At 58.4% G+C, this 22,492-nt stretch carries 24 protein-coding genes; 15 read left to right on the top strand and 9 right to left on the bottom strand.

Annotated elements, in window-relative coordinates; all coding sequences use genetic code 11:
• The first annotated feature begins 225 nt into the window (after nucleotides 1-225).
• The 13 genes from ACI2I2_RS04510 (at nucleotide 226) to catA (ending at nucleotide 11,198) form a co-directional block, all read left to right on the top strand.
• Entirely contained in the window at nucleotides 226-1,350 is a 1,125-nt protein-coding gene (locus ACI2I2_RS04510; protein ID WP_404656811.1) for an amidase, read from the top strand.
• A 102-nt stretch (nucleotides 1,351-1,452) separates the two neighbouring features.
• Complete coding sequence (locus ACI2I2_RS04515) at nucleotides 1,453-2,580, top strand: acyl-CoA dehydrogenase family protein (RefSeq protein ID WP_404656812.1); 1,128 nt, start codon at nucleotides 1,453-1,455, stop codon at nucleotides 2,578-2,580.
• Nucleotides 2,581-2,600: 20 nt separating this feature from the next.
• A complete protein-coding gene (locus ACI2I2_RS04520; protein WP_404656813.1) occupies nucleotides 2,601-2,960 on the top strand; it encodes an IacB protein in 360 nt (119 codons plus the stop codon).
• Nucleotides 2,961-2,962: 2 nt separating this feature from the next.
• Nucleotides 2,963-3,475 carry a nuclear transport factor 2 family protein gene (locus ACI2I2_RS04525; protein ID WP_404656814.1) on the top strand — a complete coding sequence of 171 codons (513 nt, stop codon included), beginning with the start codon at nucleotides 2,963-2,965 and terminating at the stop codon, nucleotides 3,473-3,475.
• Between the two features lie 19 nt (nucleotides 3,476-3,494).
• Nucleotides 3,495-4,808: a Rieske 2Fe-2S domain-containing protein gene (locus tag ACI2I2_RS04530; RefSeq protein ID WP_404656815.1), complete on the top strand. Its 1,314-nt coding sequence runs from the start codon at nucleotides 3,495-3,497 to the stop codon at nucleotides 4,806-4,808.
• Nucleotides 4,808-5,287 carry an aromatic-ring-hydroxylating dioxygenase subunit beta gene (locus ACI2I2_RS04535; RefSeq protein ID WP_404656926.1) on the top strand — a complete coding sequence of 160 codons (480 nt, stop codon included), beginning with the start codon at nucleotides 4,808-4,810 and terminating at the stop codon, nucleotides 5,285-5,287. Before ACI2I2_RS04530 ends, ACI2I2_RS04535 begins: the two co-directional genes overlap by 1 nt.
• A 10-nt stretch (nucleotides 5,288-5,297) precedes the next feature.
• On the top strand, nucleotides 5,298-6,032 hold the full coding sequence (locus ACI2I2_RS04540) for an SDR family NAD(P)-dependent oxidoreductase (RefSeq protein ID WP_404656816.1): 735 nt from the start codon (nucleotides 5,298-5,300) through the stop codon (nucleotides 6,030-6,032).
• A gap of 11 nt (nucleotides 6,033-6,043) precedes the next feature.
• Nucleotides 6,044-6,976 (top strand): PDR/VanB family oxidoreductase, encoded by a 933-nt coding sequence (locus ACI2I2_RS04545; protein WP_404656817.1) that lies wholly within the window; start codon nucleotides 6,044-6,046, stop codon nucleotides 6,974-6,976.
• A gap of 10 nt (nucleotides 6,977-6,986) precedes the next feature.
• Nucleotides 6,987-7,481, top strand: a complete 495-nt coding sequence (locus tag ACI2I2_RS04550) for a flavin reductase (protein WP_404656818.1) — start codon at nucleotides 6,987-6,989, stop codon at nucleotides 7,479-7,481.
• Nucleotides 7,482-7,570: 89 nt separating this feature from the next.
• Nucleotides 7,571-8,812, top strand: coding sequence for an MFS transporter (locus tag ACI2I2_RS04555; RefSeq protein WP_404656927.1), 1,242 nt, complete (start codon nucleotides 7,571-7,573; stop codon nucleotides 8,810-8,812).
• Between the two features lie 17 nt (nucleotides 8,813-8,829).
• The gene (locus ACI2I2_RS04560) at nucleotides 8,830-9,942 is read left to right on the top strand and encodes a muconate cycloisomerase family protein (protein ID WP_404656819.1); all 1,113 of its coding nucleotides are present in this window, start codon (nucleotides 8,830-8,832) and stop codon (nucleotides 9,940-9,942) included.
• An 11-nt stretch (nucleotides 9,943-9,953) separates the two neighbouring features.
• On the top strand, nucleotides 9,954-10,235 hold the full coding sequence (gene catC, locus ACI2I2_RS04565) for a muconolactone Delta-isomerase (protein WP_404656820.1): 282 nt from the start codon (nucleotides 9,954-9,956) through the stop codon (nucleotides 10,233-10,235).
• Nucleotides 10,236-10,271: 36 nt separating this feature from the next.
• A complete protein-coding gene (catA, locus tag ACI2I2_RS04570; RefSeq protein WP_404656821.1) occupies nucleotides 10,272-11,198 on the top strand; it encodes a catechol 1,2-dioxygenase in 927 nt (308 codons plus the stop codon).
• A 37-nt stretch (nucleotides 11,199-11,235) separates the two neighbouring features.
• On the opposite strand, the gene ACI2I2_RS04575 is transcribed toward catA, so the two are convergent.
• Nucleotides 11,236-13,524: an FdhF/YdeP family oxidoreductase gene (locus ACI2I2_RS04575; RefSeq protein WP_404656822.1), complete on the bottom strand. Its 2,289-nt coding sequence runs from the start codon at nucleotides 13,522-13,524 to the stop codon at nucleotides 11,236-11,238.
• Between the two features lie 133 nt (nucleotides 13,525-13,657).
• The gene (locus ACI2I2_RS04580; protein ID WP_404656823.1) at nucleotides 13,658-13,903 is read right to left on the bottom strand and encodes a YmjA family protein; all 246 of its coding nucleotides are present in this window, start codon (nucleotides 13,901-13,903) and stop codon (nucleotides 13,658-13,660) included.
• 257 nt (nucleotides 13,904-14,160) lie between these two features.
• Between ACI2I2_RS04580 and bla the strand changes: the two genes are divergently transcribed.
• Nucleotides 14,161-15,015: a class A beta-lactamase gene (bla, locus tag ACI2I2_RS04585; protein WP_404656824.1), complete on the top strand. Its 855-nt coding sequence runs from the start codon at nucleotides 14,161-14,163 to the stop codon at nucleotides 15,013-15,015.
• A gap of 50 nt (nucleotides 15,016-15,065) precedes the next feature.
• Here bla and ychF read toward each other — a convergent pair whose 3' ends face one another.
• Nucleotides 15,066-16,160, bottom strand: a complete 1,095-nt coding sequence (ychF, locus tag ACI2I2_RS04590; protein ID WP_404656825.1) for a redox-regulated ATPase YchF — start codon at nucleotides 16,158-16,160, stop codon at nucleotides 15,066-15,068.
• A gap of 116 nt (nucleotides 16,161-16,276) precedes the next feature.
• Nucleotides 16,277-16,861 (bottom strand): aminoacyl-tRNA hydrolase, encoded by a 585-nt coding sequence (gene pth, locus ACI2I2_RS04595; RefSeq protein WP_404656826.1) that lies wholly within the window; start codon nucleotides 16,859-16,861, stop codon nucleotides 16,277-16,279.
• Between the two features lie 272 nt (nucleotides 16,862-17,133).
• On the opposite strand from pth, the gene ychH reads away from it, so the two are divergent.
• Entirely contained in the window at nucleotides 17,134-17,409 is a 276-nt protein-coding gene (gene ychH, locus ACI2I2_RS04600; protein ID WP_154161476.1) for a stress-induced protein YchH, read from the top strand.
• A 96-nt stretch (nucleotides 17,410-17,505) separates the two neighbouring features.
• Here ychH and ACI2I2_RS04605 read toward each other — a convergent pair whose 3' ends face one another.
• The 5 genes from ACI2I2_RS04605 to lolB form a co-directional block, all read right to left on the bottom strand.
• A complete protein-coding gene (locus tag ACI2I2_RS04605) occupies nucleotides 17,506-18,030 on the bottom strand; it encodes a GNAT family N-acetyltransferase (protein ID WP_404656827.1) in 525 nt (174 codons plus the stop codon).
• A 35-nt stretch (nucleotides 18,031-18,065) separates the two neighbouring features.
• Nucleotides 18,066-19,757 carry a C4-dicarboxylic acid transporter DauA gene (gene dauA / locus ACI2I2_RS04610; RefSeq protein ID WP_404656828.1) on the bottom strand — a complete coding sequence of 564 codons (1,692 nt, stop codon included), beginning with the start codon at nucleotides 19,755-19,757 and terminating at the stop codon, nucleotides 18,066-18,068.
• Between the two features lie 124 nt (nucleotides 19,758-19,881).
• The gene (gene prs, locus ACI2I2_RS04615) at nucleotides 19,882-20,829 is read right to left on the bottom strand and encodes a ribose-phosphate diphosphokinase (RefSeq protein WP_097164424.1); all 948 of its coding nucleotides are present in this window, start codon (nucleotides 20,827-20,829) and stop codon (nucleotides 19,882-19,884) included.
• 134 nt (nucleotides 20,830-20,963) lie between these two features.
• Nucleotides 20,964-21,824 (bottom strand): 4-(cytidine 5'-diphospho)-2-C-methyl-D-erythritol kinase, encoded by an 861-nt coding sequence (ispE, locus tag ACI2I2_RS04620; protein WP_404656829.1) that lies wholly within the window; start codon nucleotides 21,822-21,824, stop codon nucleotides 20,964-20,966.
• On the bottom strand, nucleotides 21,821-22,438 hold the full coding sequence (lolB, locus tag ACI2I2_RS04625; protein ID WP_404656830.1) for a lipoprotein insertase outer membrane protein LolB: 618 nt from the start codon (nucleotides 22,436-22,438) through the stop codon (nucleotides 21,821-21,823). The genes ispE and lolB overlap by 4 nt, the downstream gene beginning before the upstream one ends.
• Nucleotides 22,439-22,492 lie beyond the last annotated feature (54 nt).

Genomic DNA, 22,492 nt, shown 5'->3' on the forward strand with positions numbered 1-22,492 from the left:
TCGTTCACAGCCTTCCCCTCTTTTACCTTATTTTTCATCAGTCTAACTACAAGACCTTGCATAAATAAAGGTTAATCGCTTGTTGCTTTTCTGTGAATTTAACGTGAAATATTACTTGAATATTCATCTAAATCTTCCATGATTGACGTAACGTTAGTCAGGACAAAAGGTCGCATTGACGACCGGCCTGAATCTGATTCGAATTTTCTGGTTAAGGTGTCAATCATGAAGCCAGTTACTGTGAGCAACGGTTTTGTTGGGCAGTGCGTCCTCGGTGAGGGCGACCTGCAGTTTGCGGTTAAAGACACGCTGGACGTCGCCAGGTATCGCACTCAGGCCGGGTGTCCGGCGCTGGAAGATGTCCCCGTCGCGGCTCGCCATGCCAGCGTGGTGTCGGCGCTGCTGGACAATCGCTGCGTGCTGCGGGGCAAAACCGTGCTGCACGAGTTGGCGTTTGGCGTCACGGGCATCAATCCCTGGGGCGGCACGCCGCGCAACGTCAACTTTCCCAGGCTGATCCCCGGCGGCTCATCGAGCGGCTCGGCGGCGGTGGTGGCCTCCGGCGAGGTTGATTTTGCGATCGGCACCGATACCGGCGGCTCGGTGCGAATGCCTGCGGCCTGTTGCGGCGTGCTGGGCCTGAAGCCGGGGTTTGGCGTGCTGAGCCGTGACGGCGTGATGCCCGCTGAAAGCTCGCTGGATTGCGTAGGGGTTTTCACCCGCGATGCAGCTACGCTGCGCCAGGTGCTGGAGCGCCTCGCGGTCCCGGTAGGCGAAGCGCTGACTGACCTTCCGCCGATGAGCTACTTTGCCATCGCGACACCTGAAATCGACGAACGCATTCTGAGCTTCCTGCACCAGCGCGACGTCACGCCTGTCGACGCTGAACTGCTGCATTTTGCTGATGCCCATCGGGCAGGGCTCGCCGTCATCAGCCATGAAAACTGGCTCGCCCTCGGCCCGCTGCTGGCAAGCGGTAAAATCTCCGCGGACGTGGCAACGCGTATTCGCGCCGGGGCTGATGTCAGCCAGCAGGCGCTGAATGCCGCCGAACAAACCCGCGCGCAGTTTAGCGCTGAGGTGGACGCGTTGCTGGCGCAAACCCCGCTGCTGGCGCTGGCGACGTTGCCTGAGCTGCCGCCAACGCTCGAAGAGGCCAAAGATCCGCTCAGCGTGGTCAATCTGACGCGGCTGGTGCGACCGTTCAATCTCAGCGGTCACCCGGCGCTGGCCATTCCGGTTGGCGTAATTGATGGCCGCCCGGTGTCGCTCCAGTTGGTGGCGGCGAAGGGTCACGACGGGCTGCTGGTGCAGGCCGCCGAGTGGTTGCTGTCGCGACGACGTCACTAAGCTAATTTTCCCGTTTTTTCTCTAAAGATTTCAGTGAGTGTGACTCATTGCGGCCTCGCTCGTCCTGTGAATGCCGCAGATAACAATAATCCGGAGGAAGCTATGTCCGCCTTACAGGTTCGCGAAGAGTTGGTTCCGCTGCTCAATGACGTTGCCACCCGAAGCGCTGATTTTGAACATCAGCGCCATATCTCTGACGACGTGATTGCCCGCTTTAAGCAGGTCGGCGTGTATCGCGCGCTGGTGCCGAAACTGTACGGTGGCGACGAATGCTCCCCGGCGCAGTTTTGCGAGCTTATAGAGCAAATCTCTACCGCCGACGGCTCAGCCGGATGGGTGGCAAGCTTCGGCATGAGCCCGTTTTATCTCGGGGCGCTGCCGCCGGATACGCTGAAAGAGCTTTATCGTGACGGTCCGGACATCGTGTTCGCCGGCGGGATTTTCCCGACTCAGAAAGCGCAGCAGGTCGATGGCGGTTACCGCGTCAACGGACGCTGGAGTTTTGCCAGCGGCAGCATGGGCGCGTCGGTGCTCGGCGTGGGGATTTTGCCCGATGCCGAGCAGGCGTTACCGCGCATGGCAGTGCTGCCGCGCGAAAGTGTGTCGATTGACCCGGTATGGGACACCGTCGGCCTTGCCGGAACCGGCAGTCATGATCTGCTGGTCAACGACGCTTTTGTGCCGCACGAGTGGACCTTTGTTCGCGGCGGCGCGCTGAATCTGGAAGGGCCGCTGTACCGCTATCCGGTGCTGTCGCTGGCGACGCAGGTGTTGTCCGTCGTCGCTCTCGGCGTGGCGCGTGCCGCGCTCAATGAAATTTATACCCTCGCACATCGCCAGCAGTCGGTGACCGGCGCGCCGCGTCTGGCCGACCGTCCACAGGCGCAGATGCAGATTGCCCGTTGCGAAGCGGATTTACGCTCCGCTCGCGCCTGGTTTTACGAGGCGATTGACGAGGTGTGGCAGCGCCTGCTGGCGGGCGATGAGGCCAGCTGCGAACAGATTAACGCCTTACGGCTTTCCTCCACCCATGTGACGCGCGTGGCCGCAGAGGTGGCGCGTCAGGCGCTGGCCCTCAACGGCATGAGCGGCGTGACGATGACCAGCCCGCTGCAACGCTACGTGCGCGACACCCTGGTGATCACCCAACATGCCTTTATGGGCGACCTCTCGTACCTCAACGCCGGTACGGTCTTTTTCGGCGGCAAACCGCTGCCGGGTTATTTGTGATTGTGAAGAAGGAGCAACAGATGAGCCAGCCAACAACTTTACGCGTGCTGTTTTGCATCGGCGTGAACCAGAACTTTTTTGACGCCAGCCAGGCGGAGGCCAAGCAGGTCTGGGCGGCGTTCGGGGTGATGATGAAAGGCATCGACGAGACGCCGGGGATCCGCGTCATCGGCAATATGGACGACGACCAGCTGATGGTCGGCCCTTCCACCACCGCGCCATGGACCACCTACGTGCTGGCGGATGCCGAGCGCCTGGAAAACGTCGCTGCGGTCTGCAATCTGTTCCGCACCACACCGGTCGGCGACGGCGGCAGCAAGCTGTGGAAGTACTGCAAAATCGAAGCCCGCGTGGGCCGCGAACTGATTATTCAGAGCTGACGATGAACGCCCAGGATGCGCTGCGCTTGCAGCAGCTCGAAGCGTGCCAGGCGGCGCGGGTTTGCATCAGCGACTACATGCGGTTATGTGACGACCTCGAAAGCCCAGAAACGGTGCAAGCCATCGGCGCGCTGTTCAGCGAAGACGCCTGCTGGGAAGGGCTTGGTGAGTCCTATGCCACGCGGCTGGGGCGACACACCGGGCGGGTGGCCATCGAAAAAATGATGGCCAGCTACGTCCGTCACCCGGCGCATTTTGCAATGAACGCGCACTTCCTGTGTTCGGAAGCGCTGCGCCACGGCCCCGATGGCGTGCTCACCGGGCGCTGGCTGATGCTGCAAACCTCGGCGTTTACCGCAGGCGGCGCGCATCTTAATGCCGCAGAAATTCGGGTGACCTTCGGCGAGGAAGCGGGCAGAACGGTGATGCGCCATTTCACCACTCGCAATCTGTTCAGCCGCCCGGTTGACCATTGGCAGGCGGCGGACACTTTACCGGTGCCGGACACAAAATAAGACGTGCAGGAGAATGGACATGCAGTGTGACCACATCATCAACGTAAAAAACATCGACCCGACGGTAGAGCCACAGCTCAGCCACGAGGAGATTGCGGCGCTGGTTAAACATGACCGGGTGCACACCTCGCTGTACACCTCGGAAGAATTGTTCCGCCTGGAGCTGGACCGCATCTTCAGCAAGACCTGGGTGTGGGTGGCGCACGCCAGCGAAATTCCCGATACCGGTAGCTTCAAGACCACCGAAATCGGCACCCAGCCAGTGATTGTGGTGCGCGACCGCAAAGGCACCGTCCACACGCTGCTCAACCGCTGCCGCCACCGCGCGGCGACGGTGTGCGAGCATCGCAGCGGCAAAACCAACAGCTTCGTCTGCCCGTATCACGGCTGGGGCTATGCGCTGGATGGCAGCCTGCGCGGCGTGCCGCACCCGGAAAGCTATGCCGACCAGCTCGAAAAAGGCGAACTGGGCCTGGTGTCCCTGCGCACCGAACAGTACGCGGGCATGATTTTCGCCACCTTTAACGACGACATCGAACCGCTGGAAGATTTCCTCGGCGTCGCCAAAAAGTGGATGGATCTGTTTATGAAGCAGGGCGCGGGCTATCCGATCAAAACCGGGCCAGCGCACCGCTTCCGCTTCCCGGGCAACTGGAAAATTCAGCTCGAAAACACCACCGACGGCTACCACTTCCCGGTGGTTCACCGCTCGTTCCTGAGCTCGGTCGATAAGCAAACCGAAGAGATGCTCAACTTCGTGGACGGCAGCGGCTACGTGGAAGATTTGGGCAACGGCCACAGCGTGATGGTGATGATCCCCGAACTGGTGGATCTGGATGCGAATCTCGATGCGCCAATCCCGGAACGCTTTGAAGAACTGGCCGCAGCGCTACGGGCCGATCACGACGAAGAGCAGGTACGCCGCATCGTGCGTGCAGTCGGCGGTTCCGGCTTTAACCTCAACATCTTCCCGAACATCGCCTGTTCGATGGCATTCTTCCGCGTGCTTCAGCCTGTTTCGGTGAACGAAACCGAAATTCATCACGCCGTGATCACTATGGACGGCGGCCCAGAAATCGCCAACCAGGCGCGCCTGCGTCTACACGAACATTTCCAGGGGCCAATGGGCTTCGGCACGCCGGATGACTCGGAAGCCTGGGAGCGTGTGCAGCGCGGGGCCACCGCGGGCGATGACCTGTGGATCATGCTCAACCGCGGGCTGGCGGGCGAATACCGATCCGATGACGGACTGCGCAGCGACGTCAGCGCCGAAACCGGGATGCGCGCGGCGTATCAGCAGTGGAAAAAGTTGATGACGGAGAACGACCAATGATGACCCCAGACTCGGCCCTGTTTACCGCGATGGCGGTGGTGAACCTTGAAGGGGACCTGCTCGATCAGGGCGAATTTAACGCCTGGCTGGACCTGTGGCAGCACGACGGCCTGTACGTGGTGCCGATTGACCCGAATGAAACTGATTTCAAAAACACCCTTAACTATGCCTGTGACGATCACCACATGCGTGAAAAACGGGTGAAGCGCCTCTACAGCGGCGAGTCAATTTCCACCACTCCGCGCGCCCGGACTTTGCGCACGCTGTCGCGTTTTCGCGTGCTGGAAGCGAGCGACGAGCAGATTGTGGTGCGCGGCGCGCAGTCTCTGTGGGAACACCGCAAAGGCCACAGCCGTCACTATGCGGCGGACATCACCTGGCAACTGGCGCGTCACGGCGACGGCTGGCTGATTCGCCAGAAGGTGATCCGCCTGGTCAACAGCGACGATGTGCTGCACAGCATCGGCTACATCCTGTAAGGAGCGTGACATGACGCAAACCGTATTAGTCACCGGCGCGGCGGCGGGCCTCGGCAACGTGATTGCCGCCCACCTGCTGGCTCAGGGTTTTCAGGTGGTATTAACCGATGTTGATGCTGCGCGTGCGCAGCAGGCGGCAAAGGTGCTGGACAGCGACAAGGTGCTGGCGCTGGGGCTCGACATCCGTCAGCCGGATGATTTTGCCCGCGCGCTGGAGCTTACCGTGGAGCGCTTCGGCAGCCTTGAGGTGCTGGTTAACAATGCCGCGCTGACGCTGGCCACCCCGGTGATGGACATTCCCGTCGATGAATTCGACAGGGTTATCTCCACCAACCTGCGCGGCACTTTCGTGGGCTGTCAGACGATGGGGCGCTATTTCGCCAGCCGCGGCTACGGGCGAATCATCAACCTCGCTTCACTGGCCGGGCAGAACGGCGGCACCGCGTCGGGTGCGCATTACGCTGCGTCGAAGGGCGGCATTCTCACGCTGACCAAAATCTTCGCTCGTGAGCTCAGCAAATCCGGCGTGACGGTCAATGCCATCGCGCCAGGTCCGATGGATTCGCCGATGGTTCACGCCCTGGTGCCGGAAGAGAAAATGGCCGGGCTGTTGCAAATGATCCCGGTTGGCAAGCTCGGCGAGGCGGAGTTTGTCGCCCAGACCGTGGCGTTACTGGCTTCAGAGCAGGCGTCGTTTGTCACCGGGGCGACCTGGGACATCAACGGCGGGCTGTTCATGCGCTGAGGAGCGAGATCATGCTGACACTTCAGGTTATCCGTCGGGAGTTGCAGGGCGAGGTGGTGCTGCTGACTCTGGCGCACGCTGAGGGGCTTGAACTGCCTGCCTTTCGCGCTGGGGCACATATCGACCTGCATTTGAGCGACGAGCTGGTGCGCCCGTATTCGTTGTGCGGCGATCCACAGGACCGCCAGCATTATCAGCTTGGCATTCTGAAAGACCGCCAGTCGCAGGGCGGTTCGCTGGCGGTACATGCGCTGCGCGAAGGCGATGCGATAACCGTCAGCGAGCCACGCAATCTATTCGCGCTGGATGACACCGCCGCGCACAGCCTGCTGATTGGCGGCGGGATTGGCATCACGCCGATGCTGGCGATGGCGGCCGAACTGCACGCCGCCGGGCGTTCGTTCTCACTGCACTACTGCGCCAGAGCGCGCGGGCAGGCGGCGTTTCTGCCGCAGCTGGAAACTGGCCCGTATGGCGGACAGGTGCGGCTGTGGTTCAGCGATGAGCAGCGCCTCGATTTGGATGCTGTGCTGAGCGACGTGCCGCCGGGCACCCACGTTTACGTCTGCGGCCCGACGCGGCTGATGGAAGCGGTCAACGAGCGTGCCTTGCATCACGGCTATTCGGCGCAGCAGATCCACCAGGAGTGTTTCAGCGCCGAAGTGCAGACCACGGGCGAGGCGTTTGAAGTGGTGGCGGCCGCCAGCGGTATTACCGTCAAGGTGCTGGAAGACCAGACCATCGTCGAGGCGCTGGCCCAGGCGGGGTTGAAGGTTACCGTCTCCTGTAAACAGGGGATCTGCGGCAGTTGCCTGACCGACGTGCTGGCAGGCGAGCCCGATCACCGTGACAGCTATCTCACCGATGAAGAAAAGGCCGACGGCGACCAGATTTTGCTCTGCTGCTCGCGGGCAAAGTGCGGCCGCCTGGTTATCGATTTGTAAGGAGAACCCCATGACTCTGCAAACTGAATTTCGTAATGCGATGGCCCAGCTCGGCAGCGCGGTGTCGGTGATCACCACCGATGGCCCGGCGGGTAAATTTGGCTTCACGGCCTCGGCGGTGTGTAGCGTCACCGACCAGCCGCCGACGCTGCTGGTGTGCATGAACCGCAACTCGTTCGCCCATGAACACTTCAAGCGCAACGGCAGCCTGTGCGTCAACGTGCTGTCGAGCGATCACCAGGAACTCTCGGGTATTTTTGCCAATGCCAGCCTGCGTTCGGAGCAGCGTTTTTGCCACGACAGCTGGCAGGTGCTGACCAGCGGCTCGCCGGTGTTGAGCTCGTCGGTGGCGAGCTTCGACTGCCTGATTGCTGATTGTCATGAAGTGGGCAGCCACTCGGTCTTTTACTGTCAGGTGCAGGCGATCCGCATCAGCGAGCAGCCGCGCGGCCTGGTCTATTTCAACCGTCGCTACCATGCCGTCGGGCATGACGTTGAGGCGTAGGCCCATTTAATAAGAGGCAGCGCGAAATGAGCAATGTGGCAACTGAACACGGCGTGACCGCAGGCGCAAGACCCCACGACGCGCAGCAGATGCGCAAGCTGGTGATGGCTTCGGTGCTGGGTAACGCGCTCGAATGGTACGACTTTTTCCTCTATGGCACCGCTGCGGCGCTGGTCTTCGGCCCGCTGTTTTTCCCGGTGGGCGGCGACCCGTTACAGGGCACGCTGCTGGCGTTCTCCGGTTTCGCGGTTGGTTTTCTCGCCAGACCGCTCGGCGGGATCGTCTTCGGGCATCTCGGCGACCGTTACAGCCGCAAAATGACGCTGATCATGACCCTGACATTAATGGGCGCGACCACCTTCGTGATTGGTCTGCTGCCGGTGTATGCCCAGGTTGGCCTGTGGGCACCGCTGACGCTGATCATCCTGCGTTTCTTACAGGGCGTGGCCTCGGGCGGCGAGTGGGGCGGCGGGGTGCTGATGCTGAGCGAAAACGCCCCGGCGGAAAAGCGCGGGTTTTATACCGCCTGGAGTCAGATGGGCGTTTCCGGCGGGTTTGTGCTCTCGGCCTTCGCCTTTTACCTGGTGCAACAGCTGCCGGAAGCCGCGTTCATGAGCTGGGGCTGGCGCGTGCCTTTCCTGCTCAGCATCGTGATTTTCCTGGTCGGGGTCTACATCCGCAAAAACATTCGCGAAAGCAAAGCTTTTGTGCAGGCGCAGCCGCAGGAGAAGCACGAAAAAATCCCGCTGCTGATCCTCGTGCGCGAGCACCCGAAGGCGCTGTTGCAGGCTATTGCCCTGCGTCTGCCGGAGAACGGTGCGTCGTACATCTTTTTCACCTTCTCGGTGGTGTATGCCAAACACATCGGCATCAGCACCGGGGAAATCATCAGCGCGGTAACGCTGGCGATGCTGGTGGAGTTCTTTTCGATTCTGTTCTGGGGCGCGCTGTCGGACCGCATCGGCCTGAAACCGGTCTATTACATCGGGGTGATTGGCCTGCTGGTGATGGCGTTTCCGTTCTTCTGGCTGCTTTCCACCGGCAGCTACGGCTGGGTGATGCTGGCGATGATGCTCGGGTTACCGGTGTGTCACGGGGCGATGATCGGCACCCAGCCCTGCATCATGAGTGACCTGTTCCCGGTGCGGGTGCGCTATTCCGGGCTGGCACTGGGACATGAAGTCGGCTCGATTTTCTCCGGCGGGCTCGGGCCGATGCTGGCGGTGGCGCTGCTGATGGAGTTCGACGCCTCGTGGCCGGTTTCCCTGCTGCTGATGGGCTATGCATTACTGGCGTGGCTGGCGCTGTGGAGCCTGCCGTCCGCCAGATAATTAACAAGGAGTGAAGCATGAGTATCACTGTTGAGTCCATCGCCTGCTGGCTGGTGGATATCCCGACCATTCGCCCGCACAAGTTGTCGATGGCGACGATGGGTTGCCAGACGCTGACGATCGTGCGCATGACCTGCGCGCAGGGTGTGGGCTGGGGGGAGGCCACCACCATCGGCGGCCTGAGCTACGGCCCGGAAAGCCCGGAAGCCATTAAATCGGCGATTGAAACCTACCTCTCGCCGCTGCTGTGTGGGCAGACGTTCAGTGGCGTGGCGGCGCTGGCGGCAAAAATGAACGCCAGTGTGAAAGGCAATACCTTCGCCAAATCGGCACTCGAAACCGCGTTTCTGGACGCGCAGGGCAAAGCGCTCGGCGTTCCGGTCAGCGCGCTGCTCGGCGGCGCGGTGTGCGAGCGGCTGCCGGTGCTGTGGACGCTTGCCAGCGGCGATACCGACAAAGACATCGACGAGGGCAAACGCCTGCTGGCAGAGGGGCGGCATAACACCTTCAAGCTGAAAATTGGCGCACGCGATCTGACGACCGACATTCGTCACGCGCTGGCGATTAAAGCCGCGCTGGGGGATGACGTCAGCATTCGGGTGGATGTGAATCAGGCCTGGGATCTGACCACCGCCATGAAAGGGATGAGCCTGCTTCAGGAGGGGGGAATTGACCTCGTGGAGCAGCCCGTTGCGCAGTGGGACCGGCAGGGGTTAATCACCCTCAGCCAGCGTTTCGCCGTGCCTGTTCTGGCCGATGAAGCAGTGGCGACCAGTCACGACGGCTACGCGCTGGCCAACGGCGGCTTTACCGGCGCGTACGCGTTGAAAATTGCCAAAGCGGGCGGCCCGGCGCAGGCGCTGAAACTGGCCCATGTGGCTCAGGCTGCGGGCGTGGCGCTGTACGGCGGCACGATGCTGGAGGGCACGCTCGGGACCGTCGCCTCCTTACACGCGTGGTCGACGCTCAACCTGCAATGGGGTACCGAGATGTTCGGCCCGTTGCTGCTCAAAGACGACATCGTGGTGCGTCCGCTCGACTTCAGCGCCGGGCAGGTGACGCTGCCGCAGGGGCCGGGGCTCGGCATTGAAATAGACACCGACAAACTTCGCCATTACGCCAGACCGTAGAGGACAAACACATGCTTTTTAAAGTTGAAATGCAGGTCAACATTCCGCCGTCGCTGCCGCAGGCACAGGCCGATGACATCAAAGCCAAAGAGAAAGCCTATTCGCAGCAGCTTCAGCGTGAAGGCAAATGGCTGCATATCTGGCGCGTGGTAGGGCAGTACGCCAACGTCAGCATTTTTGACGTCGCCGACAACCAGGAACTGCATACGCTGCTCACCGCGCTACCGCTTTACCCATACATGACGATCACCGTGCAGCCGCTGTGCCAGCACCCGTCGTCGATTGATGCTTAATTCCGATAAAAAAACACCCTACAAGAGGACTACGCAATGTCAGTGAATCCAGCAAAACAAACCGAACTGGAAACCTTACTCGCCATCAGCAGCGGCCTGAATTCCGCGCAGGGCAGCGATCGCTTTAAGGCCATCATGCATCAGTTGCTCGGCGACCTGTGCCAGACCATCAAAAAGTTCGACATCACCGACGAAGAGTTCTGGCTGGCGGTGAACTACCTCAACGAGCTCGGCGAGCGCAAAGAGGCGGCGCTGCTGGCAGCAGGTCTTGGCCTGGAGCATTACCTGGATATGCGTGCCGATGAAAAAGAGGCCGCCGCCGGGAACGACGTCGGCACGCCGCGTACCATTGAAGGCCCGCTGTATGTGGCGAATGCGCCGCTGAGCAAAGGTTTTGCGCGCATGGACGACGGCAGCGAGAAGGCCGAAGCGATGTGGCTGCACGGGCAGGTGACCGATCTGCACGGCAAACCGGTGGCCGGGGCGGTGGTGGATATCTGGCACGCCAACACCCTCGGTGGCTATTCGTTCTTCGACGCCTCACAGAGTGAATACAACCTGCGCCGTCGCGTCGAAACCGATGCCGAAGGGCGCTATGCAGTGCGCAGCATCGTGCCGTGCGGCTATGGCTGCCCGCCGGATGGCCCGACGCAGAAGCTGCTGACCGGCCTTGGCCGTCACGGGAACCGTCCGGCGCACGTGCATTTCTTCGTTTCCGCGCCGGGCTTCAAACACCTGACCACCCAGATCAACCTCAACGGTGACGAATACCTGTGGGACGATTTCGCCTTTGCGACCCGCGAAGAGCTGATCGCCGACCCGGTGAAAATCACCGACAGCAAACTGGCGCAGCAGCGTGATATCAATGAGCCGCACACCGAGGTCAGTTTCAATTTCTCGCTGGTGGCGGCGAATGAGAGTAATGAAGAGAGTCGCGGCAAGCGCGCTCGCGTGAAGGAATAACGGATGAGTGCCCGGCAAGCTTAGCCGCCGGGCACTATTACAGCGCGCGGATCTCTTTCGAACGCAGCGTTATCCGCACCGGTACCGACTTATACGACGGCGTGCCGCTGTCCTCATCGCGATAGCTGAGCGGCACCAGCACGTTGGCTTCCGGATAATACGCCCCGACCGAACCGGCCGAGATGTTATAGGCCACCACGGTAATGTCATTCAGGCTTTGAGTGCAGTCCGGCAATGCGGTGGTGATATCCACCCGGTCACCATGCTCCAGCCCCAGTCGCGCCATATCACCTTCGTTCATAAACAGCACATCTCGGCGGCCAAACACGCCGCGATAACGGTCGTCGAGCGCGTAAATGGTAGTGTTGTACTGGTCGTGGCTGCGCAGGGTGATCATTCGCAGCGTGTTGTCCCCGAGCCCCGGCGCGTTCTCATTCACCCCGTCGAACAGCGAAAACATCGCTTTCCCGCTGGCGGTTGGCCAAACGCGTTCAGTCGGCGGCAGCGGCATTCTAAAACCGCCAGGGACGCGGATCCTTTGGTTGTAATCGCTGAAACCGGGGATCGTTTTTTCAATCAGGTCACGAATGCGGTCGTAATCGGCGACCAGTTCGGCCCAGTGAACTCGGGTCTGCGGCAGCGTCGCCAGCGCCATGCCCGCTACAATCGCTGGTTCGGAGAGCAGTTGCGGCGAGGCGGGTTTCAGCTTGCCGGAGGAGGCGTGAACCATCGACATAGAATCTTCGACGGTGATCGACTGCTTGCCGGTCTGCTGCATATCCAGCTCGGTCCGCCCAAGGCAGGGGAACAGATAGGTTTCTTTAGCGACCAGCAGATGCGTGCGGTTGAGCTTGGTGCCGACGTGGACGCTGAGATCGAGCTTACGCATCGCCGCGAACGCTTGTTCATGATCGGGCATGGCGACGGCAAAATTGCCGCCCAGACACAGCAGCGCTCTGGCTTCGCCGTTGATCATCGCCTGGGTTGCCGCCACGGCATCGTGCCCGTGTTTCTCAGGTGGCGTGAAGCCAAATACCTCTTTCAGGCGCGATAAAAAGGCCGCCGTCGGTTTTTCGGTGATGCCGACGGTGCGGTTGCCCTGTACGTTGGAGTGACCGCGCAGGGGGCAAATGCCTGCGCCGGATTTGCCGATATTGCCGCGCAGAAGCAGCAGGTCAGCAATCAGGCGCACGTTTGCTGTGCCTTTGTTGTGCTGGGTGATGCCCATGCCGTAGGTGATAATCGTGGCGTTCGATTTGGCGTAGGCCGTGGCGACGCTAGCCAGGTCGACGCGGCTCAGGCCCGATTCCCGCTCAATCGACTCCCACGACGTCGCCGCAATATCGGCGGCAAATGCCTCAAATCCTTGGGTGTGCGCGGCGATAAATTCATGGTCCAGCACGTCGCCACGTTCGGTTTCTTGCTCCAACAGATGTTTGGCGATGCCTTTGATGGCCGCCGCATCGCCGCCCGCCCGCACCTGGAAATAGGTGGAGGCGATGTCGGTCGAGCCGTAGGTCGCCATTTCAATCACGCTTTGCGGATCGGCAAACCGTTCCAGCGCGCGCTCTCGCAACGGGTTGAAGACGATAATCGGCACTCCGCGGCGCGACAGCTCGTGCAGCGTGCCCATCATTCTCGGGTGGTTAGTGCCCGGATTATGGCCGATGGAAATCACCAGCTCGGTGTTGTCGAAATCATCGAGCGAGACGGTGCCTTTGCCGATACCAATCGAGCGCGGCAGACCGGTGCTGGTGGCTTCGTGACACATATTGGAGCAGTCGGGGAAATTGTTGGTACCAAGCTCACGGGCGTACAGCTGGAACAGATACGCTGCTTCGTTCGAGGCGCGACCGGAGGTGTAAAACTCGACCGCATCCGGCGGCAGCCCGCGCAGGATCTCGCCGATGCGTTCAAACGCCTGCTGCCACGGCACCGCGCGGAAGGTGTCGCTGGCGCGATCGTAGACCATCGGTTGCGTCAGACGGCCATAGCCTTCGAGCTCAAAATCGCTTTTCGCCAGCAGCGAGGCTACGGTATTTTCGGCGAAAAATTCGGGCGTCACCCGTTTGCTGGTGGCTTCCCAGGTCACCGCCTTCGCGCCGTTTTCGCAGAACTGGAAGGTGGATTTGTGCTCTTTGTCCGGCCAGGCACAGCCCGGGCAGTCGAAGCCGTCCGGCTGGTTGGTGCGCAGCAACGTGGCGGGGGCGTCGAAGGTATCCATTTGGGTGCGCACGGCAATTGCCGTCGCTTTCAGCGCACCCCAGCCGCCCGCCGGGCCATCGTAATGCCGGATGCCGGGCACGGCGCGTCTTTTGTTGTTCATCTGGGCTCCTGCAAAAAAGGTCAGAGAAAGTCTACACCTCAGCAGTTAACAGATTAACAACAAAAAAGGATCAACGTGTAAGGGAAGGGGAATGACTTATGAGGAGGCCATACAATGATGGCCCCGGAAGGCATTACTCATTACCCCAGCGGTTGAGGAACTCGGCGATGTCGTCGATACGCTGTGCGTCAATGCCTGCTTCAACGGCCATCTCCTGCTGCGCTTCTTCGCTGATTTCTTCGTTGTTCATCAGGCGGGTCACTAACAACTGGAAATACAGCGCCAGCGCATCACGCTCCGCGTCCTGTACGGGTTTAGCTGCTTCCGTCGAGTACTCGTCGGCGATGTCATAATACTTCAGTGGAATGTCAGTGTTCATAAAAGCCTCTGGCGTTATCTCTACGGGAGACAAAGAAAAAACCACGCAGCTGCGTGGGCCTGAGATCGGAACATAACCACCCACATTTTGCAATACGGTTAGAAACCATCACGAGCAGATGTTGAACAGAACGTTCATTATGACGCCACCTTTAGTTTTAGCGGGTGAGGGGCGTGGCTACGCGTTATTTTTCGCTGGTCTTGCGCAGCGGCTAATCCCAGTATTATGCGACGTCAACTCTAAGGAAGAACCTTGATATGCCATCATTTCGTCTGACACTCGTTGCTCTGCTCACGGTATGGAGCTTCTCTGCCACCGCCCATGAGTCCACGCTTAATAAGGTCAAAGAAGCCGAAACGCAGCTCAACGCCAGGGTGGGGTATGCAGAAGTCGATCTCGCCAGCGGCAAGGTCCTCGAAAGCTATCGCTCGCAGGAGCGTTTTCCCATGATGAGCACGTTCAAAGTGCTGCTTTGTGGGGCGGTGTTATCCCGCGTTGATGCCGGCCAGGAGCAGCTCGACCGTCGTGTATTTTACCGTCAGAGTGATCTGGTGGAATATTCACCCATCACTCAGCAGCATGTAAAAGACGGCCTGACCGTGGGTGAACTCTGTCAGGCGGCCATCACCATGAGTGATAACACGGCGGCTAATCTGTTGTTATCCAGCCTTCAAGGGCCGAAGGGGCTCACCGCTTTCTTGCGTAAAACAGACGACAAAGTAACCCGTCTTGACCGCTGGGAGCCAGAATTGAACGAGGCCCTGCCAGGGGATGAACGCGACACAACGACGCCGGAAGCGATGACACAAACCCTGCGCAAGCTGTTACAGAGCAACGCGCTCTCCGCCAGCTCGCAGCGGCAGTTAAGGGACTGGATGGAGGCCGATAAGGTTGCCGGGCCGCTTCTGCGATGGGTGCTCCCGACGGGGTGGTTTATTGCCGATAAAACCGGGGCGGGCGATCGAGGCTCACGCGGGATCGTTGCCGCACTGGGACCGGATGGAAAACCGTCCCGGATAGTGGTCATCTACCTGACCGAAACGAAGGCCACCATGGACGAAAGAAATAAGCAGATTGCTGAGATTGGGCAGTCCCTGATTAACCACTGGTAATAAAAAAAATCCACGCCGGAGCGTGGATTTTATGCAGCAGAGCTGAGGGCTTAGACGTTGAACAGGAAGTTCATCACGTCGCCATCTTTGACGATGTAGTCTTTGCCTTCGGCGCGCATCTTACCGGCTTCTTTCGCACCTTGTTCACCTTTGTAGGTGATGAAATCTTCGAACGCGATAGTCTGAGCGCGGATAAAGCCTTTTTCGAAGTCGGTGTGGATTTTACCTGCGGCCTGCGGAGCCGTTGCACCGACAGGGATGGTCCATGCGCGAACTTCTTTCACGCCAGCGGTGAAGTAAGTTTGCAGGTTCAGCAGCTCGTAACCTGCGCGAATTACACGGTTAAGACCGGGTTCTTCCAGACCCAGTTCGGCCATGAACTCATCACGATCTGCGTCATCCAGTTCGGCGATATCGGATTCAACCGCCGCACAAACGGCAACCACCACAGAACCTTCTGCGGCAGCAATTTCACGCACTTTATCGAGGTACGGGTTGTTTTCGAAACCGTCTTCGTTCACGTTGGCGATGTACATGGTTGGCTTCAGCGTCAGGAAGCTCAGGTATTTTATCGCCGCTTTATCTTCTTCAGTCAGATTTTTCAGCGCGCGCAGCATACCGGCGTTTTCCAGCTGTGGCAGGCATTTTTCCAGAGCAGCTTGTTCAGCTTTCGCGTCTTTGTCGCCGCCTTTGGCTTTTTTCTGCACACGGTGCAATGCACGTTCGCAGGTGTCGAGATCCGACAGCGCCAGCTCGGTGTTGATAACATCGATATCATCAGCCGGGTCGACTTTATTATTCACGTGAATGATGTTGTCGTTTTCAAAGCAGCGAACCACGTGGCCAATTGCTTCGGTTTCACGGATGTTGGTCAGGAACTGGTTACCCAGGCCTTCACCCTTGGATGCGCCTTTCACCAGACCGGCGATGTCGACGAATTCCATGGTGGTGGGCAGGATGCGCTGTGGCTTCACGATTTCAGCGAGCTGATCCAGACGCGGATCGGGCATCGGCACCACACCGGTGTTCGGCTCGATAGTACAGAACGGGAAATTGGCTGCTTCGATGCCCGCTTTGGTGAGCGCGTTGAACAGGGTGGATTTGCCGACGTTAGGCAGACCGACGATACCGCATTTAAATCCCATGATGTAAATCACCTTAATCTTTGATAATCAACCTGTTGCAAGTAACAGATTGCAGAAAAGTAAACAACTTCGCCTATTATACACGGCGGAGGGTAAAATTGCCGCCCGCCGGGGCGTTATTGTGCTTTAAAAGCGTGTAAGCGGTTGGTCGCTTTTGTCAGGCCATCTTTCAGCCACACTTCCGTGCAGCGTGCCGCTTCGTCAACCGCTTCGTCTATCAACTTCTGTTCAGAAGCCGGGGGTTTACCCAGAACAAAGCCGACAACTTTGTTTTTATCGCCCGGATGGCCAATTCCCACGCGTAAACGGTGAAAATTCGGGTTATTGCCAAGCTTGCTGATAATGTCTTTTAACCCGTTATGGCCGCCATGGCCGCCACCGAGTTTAAATTTCGCCACGCCCGGCGGCAGATCCAGTTCATCATGCGCCACCAGAATTTCGTCTGGTGCGATGCGGAAGAAGGTTGCCATTGCTGCCACAGATTTCCCGCTGAGGTTCATGAACGTGGTGGGTACCAGCAGACGGACATCTTCGCCATCGACGTTGATACGCGAGGTGTAGCCGAAGAATTTGCTCTCTTCGCGCAACGGCGCGCGGAAGCGTTCAGCCAATAAATCCACATACCACGCGCCTGCGTTATGGCGAGTCGCGGCATATTCGGCCCCCGGGTTGGCGAGGCCGACAATCAGTTTAATCGTCACGTGTTTAGTCCTGAGTGCGTCGATATCTGGCGCGTAGTGTACTGTAATCGCTGCGGTTGACAAAATGCCGTAAGCCAGACGACAGGGAAAATGAATAGTTGCCTAACTGAATAATTAAAATACTTAGAGTTCAGGCTGTTATTTGTAAAGTTTTGTTGCTCAGATGTTCATAATTGTGATCGCATGCGCACTTAAAGACAAAGGTGTTGTCTATACTTTACACACAAGGACCAGGGGTATTCCCTGTCAACCCAAAGTTCCGGAGGTGACATATGAAACGCAGAAACGCTTCGCGACTCGGTAACGTGCTCATGGGTTTAGGATTGGTGGTGATGGTTGTCGGCGTCGGTTACTCTATTTTAAACCAGCTTCCGCAACTTAACCTGCCACAGTTTTTCGCCCACGGCGCCGTGTTGAGTATCTTCCTCGGGGCTGTTTTGTGGCTTGCAGGCGCACGTGTTAGCGGCCATGAACAGGTCAGCGACCGATACTGGTGGGTGCGTCACTATGACAAACGCTGTCGTCGGGACAGCCACCGCCACAGCTAAGATTCAGCAGAACGGCTCCCTTGGGAGCCGTTTTCATTGAATGTCATGTCCGGTGGTGGCTAATGCCTTATCGGGCCTGCAAACTGCGCAAAGTCATCAGGGAGCCGGGCGCGTAAACATGCCGACGGATTTGCTGTGATAGCTCACCTCATGCGCGTACTGAAAACCAGCCTGTTCCGCCAGATGCACCGAGCGCTGGTTCTCTTCGTCGATAATGCAACACAGCGGCGCTTTCATCTCACTGTCCGCCCATGCCAGCATCGCGTTCAACGCTTCCTTCGCATAGCCTTTGCCATGCACCTCCGGCGTTAACGCCCAACCCGCTTCTGGTGCGGTGAGGGCAGGGGTCAGATCGCGTTTTGCCTCCTGCAGGCCAAACTGCCCGACATAACGCCCGGTCTGTTTCTCAATTACCGCCCAGTAGCCGTAGCCGAGCGCCTGCCAGTGGCCGATATAGCGCAGCAGGCGGCTCCAGCTGACTTCCGCGCTTTGCGGTTGGCCGCCAATAAACTTCACCACTCCCGGGTTTGCCCAGAAGGCCGCTAAATCGTCAAAATCATCCACGGTAAAATGACGCAGTATCAGTCGTTCAGTGTCCAGTCGCGGGGCTTGCGTGAGCATAGTTATCCTTTTAGTGGGCTAAAGCCGTCTTTCAGTCAGGCATTATCGCTAATATCAGCCAGCGCTGCATCGCGATTTGGGAAAAAGGCGAGTCTGCCAGCGATGGGTTTAACCCCGGCGCGGGCCAGCGTGCGTAACGGCTGAAACTCCAGATTGGACACTCGCAATTCGCAGCCTTCAGGCAATTTACTGACGAACCGCTGGAAGGCTTCGAGACCGCCCGCATCCAGCACCGGGACAGCATCCCACTTCAGCACCACGATGCGTTTGTCTGCGATTTTACTTTCCAGGTCGAGAAACACATTCTCCGCCGCAGCGAAAAAGAGTGGGCCGATAACCCGAACCACCAGAACATCATCCGGAACGGAAACGTTCACTGGGGCAAGATGTGTCATTCGCGCGATGCGGCGCATGAACAACAGTGAAGCCAGCACGATACCCACGCTGATGGCGATAACCATATCGAACAGCACGGTGAGTGACAGACAAATCAGCATCACAATGATGTCATCGACCGGAGCACGACGCAGCAGATGCACGACTTTGTGCGCCTCGCTCATGTTCCAGGCCACCATCAGTAACAACGCTGCCATAGCGGAAAGCGGCAGCCATGACAGCAACGGTGCAAGCACCAGCAGCGCCATAATGACCAGTATTGCGTGGATAACCGCAGCGACAGGCGACGTTGCGCCAGCGCGTACGTTAGCGGCAGAACGGGCGATGGCAGCCGTTGCTGTGATCCCGCCAAAGAACGGGGCAATCAGGTTGCCGAGGCCCTGACCGATAAGCTCATTGTTCGCTTTATGACGGGTGCCCGTCATGCCATCCAGAACCACAGCGCAGAGTAAGGATTCGATCGCACCGAGCATTGCCATAGAGAACGCCGCCGGAAGCAGAGCCTGCAACGATGCCCAGCTCAGTTCGAAACTCGACTCCGGCATATTCCACGGCAACACCAGTTGTGGCAGCAATTGTGGAATGCCATTGCCCTGCGTGCCATCACTGAGCACATAGTGAAACTGCGAGCCGATAGTCGCGACATGCCCGCCCAGTAAATTCACCATGCCCATGACCGCGCAACCTGCCAGCAGTGCCGGTAAATGGCCTGGCAGGCGAATCCCCAGCCGTGGCCAGAAGATAAGAATGCCGAGCGTCACGATGCCGATGGCTGCATCACCCGGATTAATGGTCGGCAGCGCCATGACCAATGCGCCCACTTTCTGCCAGTAATGTTCTGGCATAGGAGGCAGTTGCAGGCCAAAGAAATCTTTAATCTGCATGGTGGCAATGGTTATCCCAATCCCGGAAGTGAAACCGAGCGTGACCGAGACGGGAATGTATTCGATAAGGCGGCCAAAACGCGCAAGGCCGAAGAGCACCAGGAACAAACCAGAAAGCAGTGTCGCCATCAGCAGCCCGGCAAGCCCGAACTGCTGAGAAACCGGATAGAGGATCACCACAAACGCAGCCGTAGGGCCGGAGACGCTGTAACGCGAGCCGCCAGCGAGAGCAATAACTATCCCGGCAACCGCGGAAGTATAAAGGCCGTATTGCGGGGGAACGCCGCTGCCAATAGCCAGAGCCATCGCCAGGGGAATGGCAATGATCCCGACGGTTATCCCGGCGATGAGGTCGCGAGTAAAACGGCTAGCGGTGTACTTTTCTTTCCAGCAGGCGTCGATGAGGGCGCGAAACGGTAAGATATCTGCGAGTGTGGCTTTGTTCACAGGGGTCTTCATCCATGAGCGCATCATTTGCTTTTGGAATAGCAAATGAAGGAGGCATTAGTCATACAAATGGGTGATAAGAAATAAAAAAACCCGCCGCAGCGGGTTTTTATACCGTGCTCGATTAATGCTCGAACATAGCAGAGATGGATTCTTCGTTGCTGATACGACGAATCGCTTCCGCCAGCATGCCTGACAGGGTCAGGGTACGGACGTTTGGCAGCGCTTTAATTTCATCAGACAGTGGGATGGTATCGCAGACGATAACTTCGTCGATCACGGAGTTACGCAGGTTACTTGCCGCATTGCCAGAGAAGATTGGGTGAGTCGCGTAAGCAAACACGCGTTTCGCACCACGCTCTTTCAGCGCTTCGGCGGCTTTGCACAGAGTGCCGCCGGTGTCGATCATGTCATCAACCAGCACGCAGTCACGACCTGCTACGTCACCGATGATGTGCATCACCTGAGAAACGTTAGCGCGTGGACGACGCTTGTCAATAATAGCCATGTCGGTGTCATTCAAAAGCTTAGCGATAGCACGTGCACGTACTACGCCACCGATGTCCGGAGAAACCACAATCGGGTTTTCCAGTTTCAGTTGCAGCATATCTTCCAGCAGGATTGGGCTGCCGAAGACGTTGTCTACGGGTACATCGAAGAAGCCCTGAATCTGTTCAGCATGCAGGTCAACGGTCAGTACGCGGTCAACGCCGACGCTGGACAAGAAGTCCGCGACAACTTTGGCAGTGATTGGCACACGAGCAGAACGCACACGGCGGTCCTGACGGGCATAGCCAAAGTAAGGGATTACGGCGGTGATACGGCCTGCGGAAGCACGGCGCAGAGCATCGACCATAACAACCAATTCCATCAGGTTGTCGTTCGTTGGGGCACAAGTGGACTGGATGATGAAAATATCACCACCGCGTACGTTTTCGTTGATTTGTACGCTGACTTCGCCGTCGCTAAAACGACCTACAGCGGCGTCGCCAAGAGAAGTGTACAGGCGGTTGGCAATACGTTGTGCTAGTTCCGGGGTAGCGTTACCAGCAAAAAGCTTCATATCAGGCACGAGAAGAACCTCAGGCATGCGTCCAGTGGTGGATGAATGGGCCAAAAACTGTGCGGGCCAGGCGCATTTCATCCAGGCGGTGTATTAAAGAGCACGATGCAACGTCTGGAACGGGGTGACGTTGTCACCGAAACTCAGTCTGCCCCTTCTAAGGCCTGCATTAACGGTGAGGTGTTTACACCGCGGGCGATAAAGCCCTGCAGCCATTCCGGGGCTTGCTCAAGCACCTGGCGGGCAGCGGATTCGGTGTCAAATTCAGCAAACACACAGGCCCCTGTGCCAGTCAGGCGCGACGGGGCGTATTCTAACAGCCAGGAAAGCGCCGCATCAACCTTACGAAATCGTTTTCTTGCGATAACCTCGCAATCGTTGCTGAATTCACAGTTTAGTAACGTTTCAATTGACCTGTGCGGCGAATTTCTGGGCAATTCCGGATCTTTGAAAATCACCGGCGTCGGAATGCTCACGCCAGGATGGGCCACCAGGTACCATTTTTCAGGCACAGTGACCGGCGTCAGGACTTCGCCCACGCCTTCTGCAAAGGCGGCGTGTCCACGAACAAAAACGGGCACATCCGCGCCGAGCGTCAGACCAATGGCAGCCAGTTCATCGACGGACAGGCCGCATCGCCACTGATGATTCAGCGCCACAAGCACGGTTGCCGCGTTGGATGACCCCCCGCCAAGACCGCCGCCCATCGGCAAACGCTTGTCGATACGGATATCCGCACCAGCGCCGTTGGCCAGGCGGCCAGTCTCGCTCGCCGCTTTCATCAGCAAGCGGGCGGCACGCACGATCAGGTTTTCTTCATCTGGCACGCCTTCAACAGGTGTCAGAAGGCGCAACTCACCGTCCTTTCGGACGTCAATGGTTATCGTGTCGCCGTAATCAAGAAACTGAAACAGCGTCTGCAACGTGTGATACCCATCGGCGCGCTGACCGGTGATGTAGAGAAAAAGATTCAGCTTTGCCGGGGAAGGCCAACGGGTACTCATTTGACTATCCAGCTATCCATTTTGAGTTTGATGCGCTCGCTGCCCTGGGTCAGTTCCATGTTGGAAGGCAGGGCAGGCTTGCTGTCACTGTCATAGCCGCTGTACACCACTTTCCAGGTTTTGCCGTCCTGGGTGTAGTTCAGTTCGCTCAGACGCGCCTGGTCATCCAGTTTGTAATCGGTGGCATCGCCCGGAAGCCCCAGGATCCACTGACGCAGGCTGTTCAACGGAATCGGCATGCCGGTCAGTTTGCCAATCATCTCTTCGGCATCTGTAGAGGTGTAGGATTTTCCTTTGTTGTCGATGAGCGTCACGCTGCCAGGCTGTGCGGTCAGCGACAATTCGGTACTGCCCAGAGGGTTGGTCAGCAGCAGGCGATAGTTATCTTTGCCGGTCTGCTGCCAGAAGAAACGGGCATACACTTTCTGATCATCAGACAGGAAAGCAAACGCGCCACGAGTTTGATACTGGTTGAGCTGACGCACTTCCTGCTGATGCTGTTGCCACTGTGGGGAATCCGGGCTTTTGCCAGGGCCTTTTGGCGCGTTGAGGGTACAGGCGGTCAGGACCAGCGCAGCCAGCGGCATCAGGCGCATTACACGGGTTAAGCTCATCGAAAAATCCTTGATAGACGTTGCAGTTATAACCCTCAATGCTAGCGCCGCGCG

Origin of the sequence: Scandinavium sp. NPDC088450, assembly GCF_044900545.1 — a bacterium.
Lineage (GTDB): Bacteria > Pseudomonadota > Gammaproteobacteria > Enterobacterales > Enterobacteriaceae > Scandinavium.

Excerpts from the sequence above, each read along its gene's own strand:
- ACI2I2_RS04510 (WP_404656811.1), top strand. The coding sequence starts at position 226 with ATGAAGCCAGTTACTGTGAGCAACGGTTTTGTTGGGCAGTGCGTCCTC.
- ACI2I2_RS04515 (WP_404656812.1), top strand. The coding sequence starts at position 1,453 with ATGTCCGCCTTACAGGTTCGCGAAGAGTTGGTTCCGCTGCTCAATGAC.
- ACI2I2_RS04520 (WP_404656813.1), top strand. The coding sequence starts at position 2,601 with ATGAGCCAGCCAACAACTTTACGCGTGCTGTTTTGCATCGGCGTGAAC.
- ACI2I2_RS04525 (WP_404656814.1), top strand. The coding sequence starts at position 2,963 with ATGAACGCCCAGGATGCGCTGCGCTTGCAGCAGCTCGAAGCGTGCCAG.
- ACI2I2_RS04530 (WP_404656815.1), top strand. The coding sequence starts at position 3,495 with ATGCAGTGTGACCACATCATCAACGTAAAAAACATCGACCCGACGGTA.
- ACI2I2_RS04535 (WP_404656926.1), top strand. The coding sequence starts at position 4,808 with ATGACCCCAGACTCGGCCCTGTTTACCGCGATGGCGGTGGTGAACCTT.
- ACI2I2_RS04540 (WP_404656816.1), top strand. The coding sequence starts at position 5,298 with ATGACGCAAACCGTATTAGTCACCGGCGCGGCGGCGGGCCTCGGCAAC.
- ACI2I2_RS04545 (WP_404656817.1), top strand. The coding sequence starts at position 6,044 with ATGCTGACACTTCAGGTTATCCGTCGGGAGTTGCAGGGCGAGGTGGTG.
- ACI2I2_RS04550 (WP_404656818.1), top strand. The coding sequence starts at position 6,987 with ATGACTCTGCAAACTGAATTTCGTAATGCGATGGCCCAGCTCGGCAGC.
- ACI2I2_RS04555 (WP_404656927.1), top strand. The coding sequence starts at position 7,571 with ATGCGCAAGCTGGTGATGGCTTCGGTGCTGGGTAACGCGCTCGAATGG.
- ACI2I2_RS04560 (WP_404656819.1), top strand. The coding sequence starts at position 8,830 with ATGAGTATCACTGTTGAGTCCATCGCCTGCTGGCTGGTGGATATCCCG.
- catC (WP_404656820.1), top strand. The coding sequence starts at position 9,954 with ATGCTTTTTAAAGTTGAAATGCAGGTCAACATTCCGCCGTCGCTGCCG.
- catA (WP_404656821.1), top strand. The coding sequence starts at position 10,272 with ATGTCAGTGAATCCAGCAAAACAAACCGAACTGGAAACCTTACTCGCC.
- ACI2I2_RS04575 (WP_404656822.1), bottom strand. The coding sequence starts at position 13,524 with ATGAACAACAAAAGACGCGCCGTGCCCGGCATCCGGCATTACGATGGC.
- ACI2I2_RS04580 (WP_404656823.1), bottom strand. The coding sequence starts at position 13,903 with ATGAACACTGACATTCCACTGAAGTATTATGACATCGCCGACGAGTAC.
- bla (WP_404656824.1), top strand. The coding sequence starts at position 14,161 with ATGCCATCATTTCGTCTGACACTCGTTGCTCTGCTCACGGTATGGAGC.
- ychF (WP_404656825.1), bottom strand. The coding sequence starts at position 16,160 with ATGGGATTTAAATGCGGTATCGTCGGTCTGCCTAACGTCGGCAAATCC.
- ychH (WP_154161476.1), top strand. The coding sequence starts at position 17,134 with ATGAAACGCAGAAACGCTTCGCGACTCGGTAACGTGCTCATGGGTTTA.
- ACI2I2_RS04605 (WP_404656827.1), bottom strand. The coding sequence starts at position 18,030 with ATGCTCACGCAAGCCCCGCGACTGGACACTGAACGACTGATACTGCGT.
- ispE (WP_404656829.1), bottom strand. The coding sequence starts at position 21,824 with ATGAGTACCCGTTGGCCTTCCCCGGCAAAGCTGAATCTTTTTCTCTAC.
- lolB (WP_404656830.1), bottom strand. The coding sequence starts at position 22,438 with ATGAGCTTAACCCGTGTAATGCGCCTGATGCCGCTGGCTGCGCTGGTC.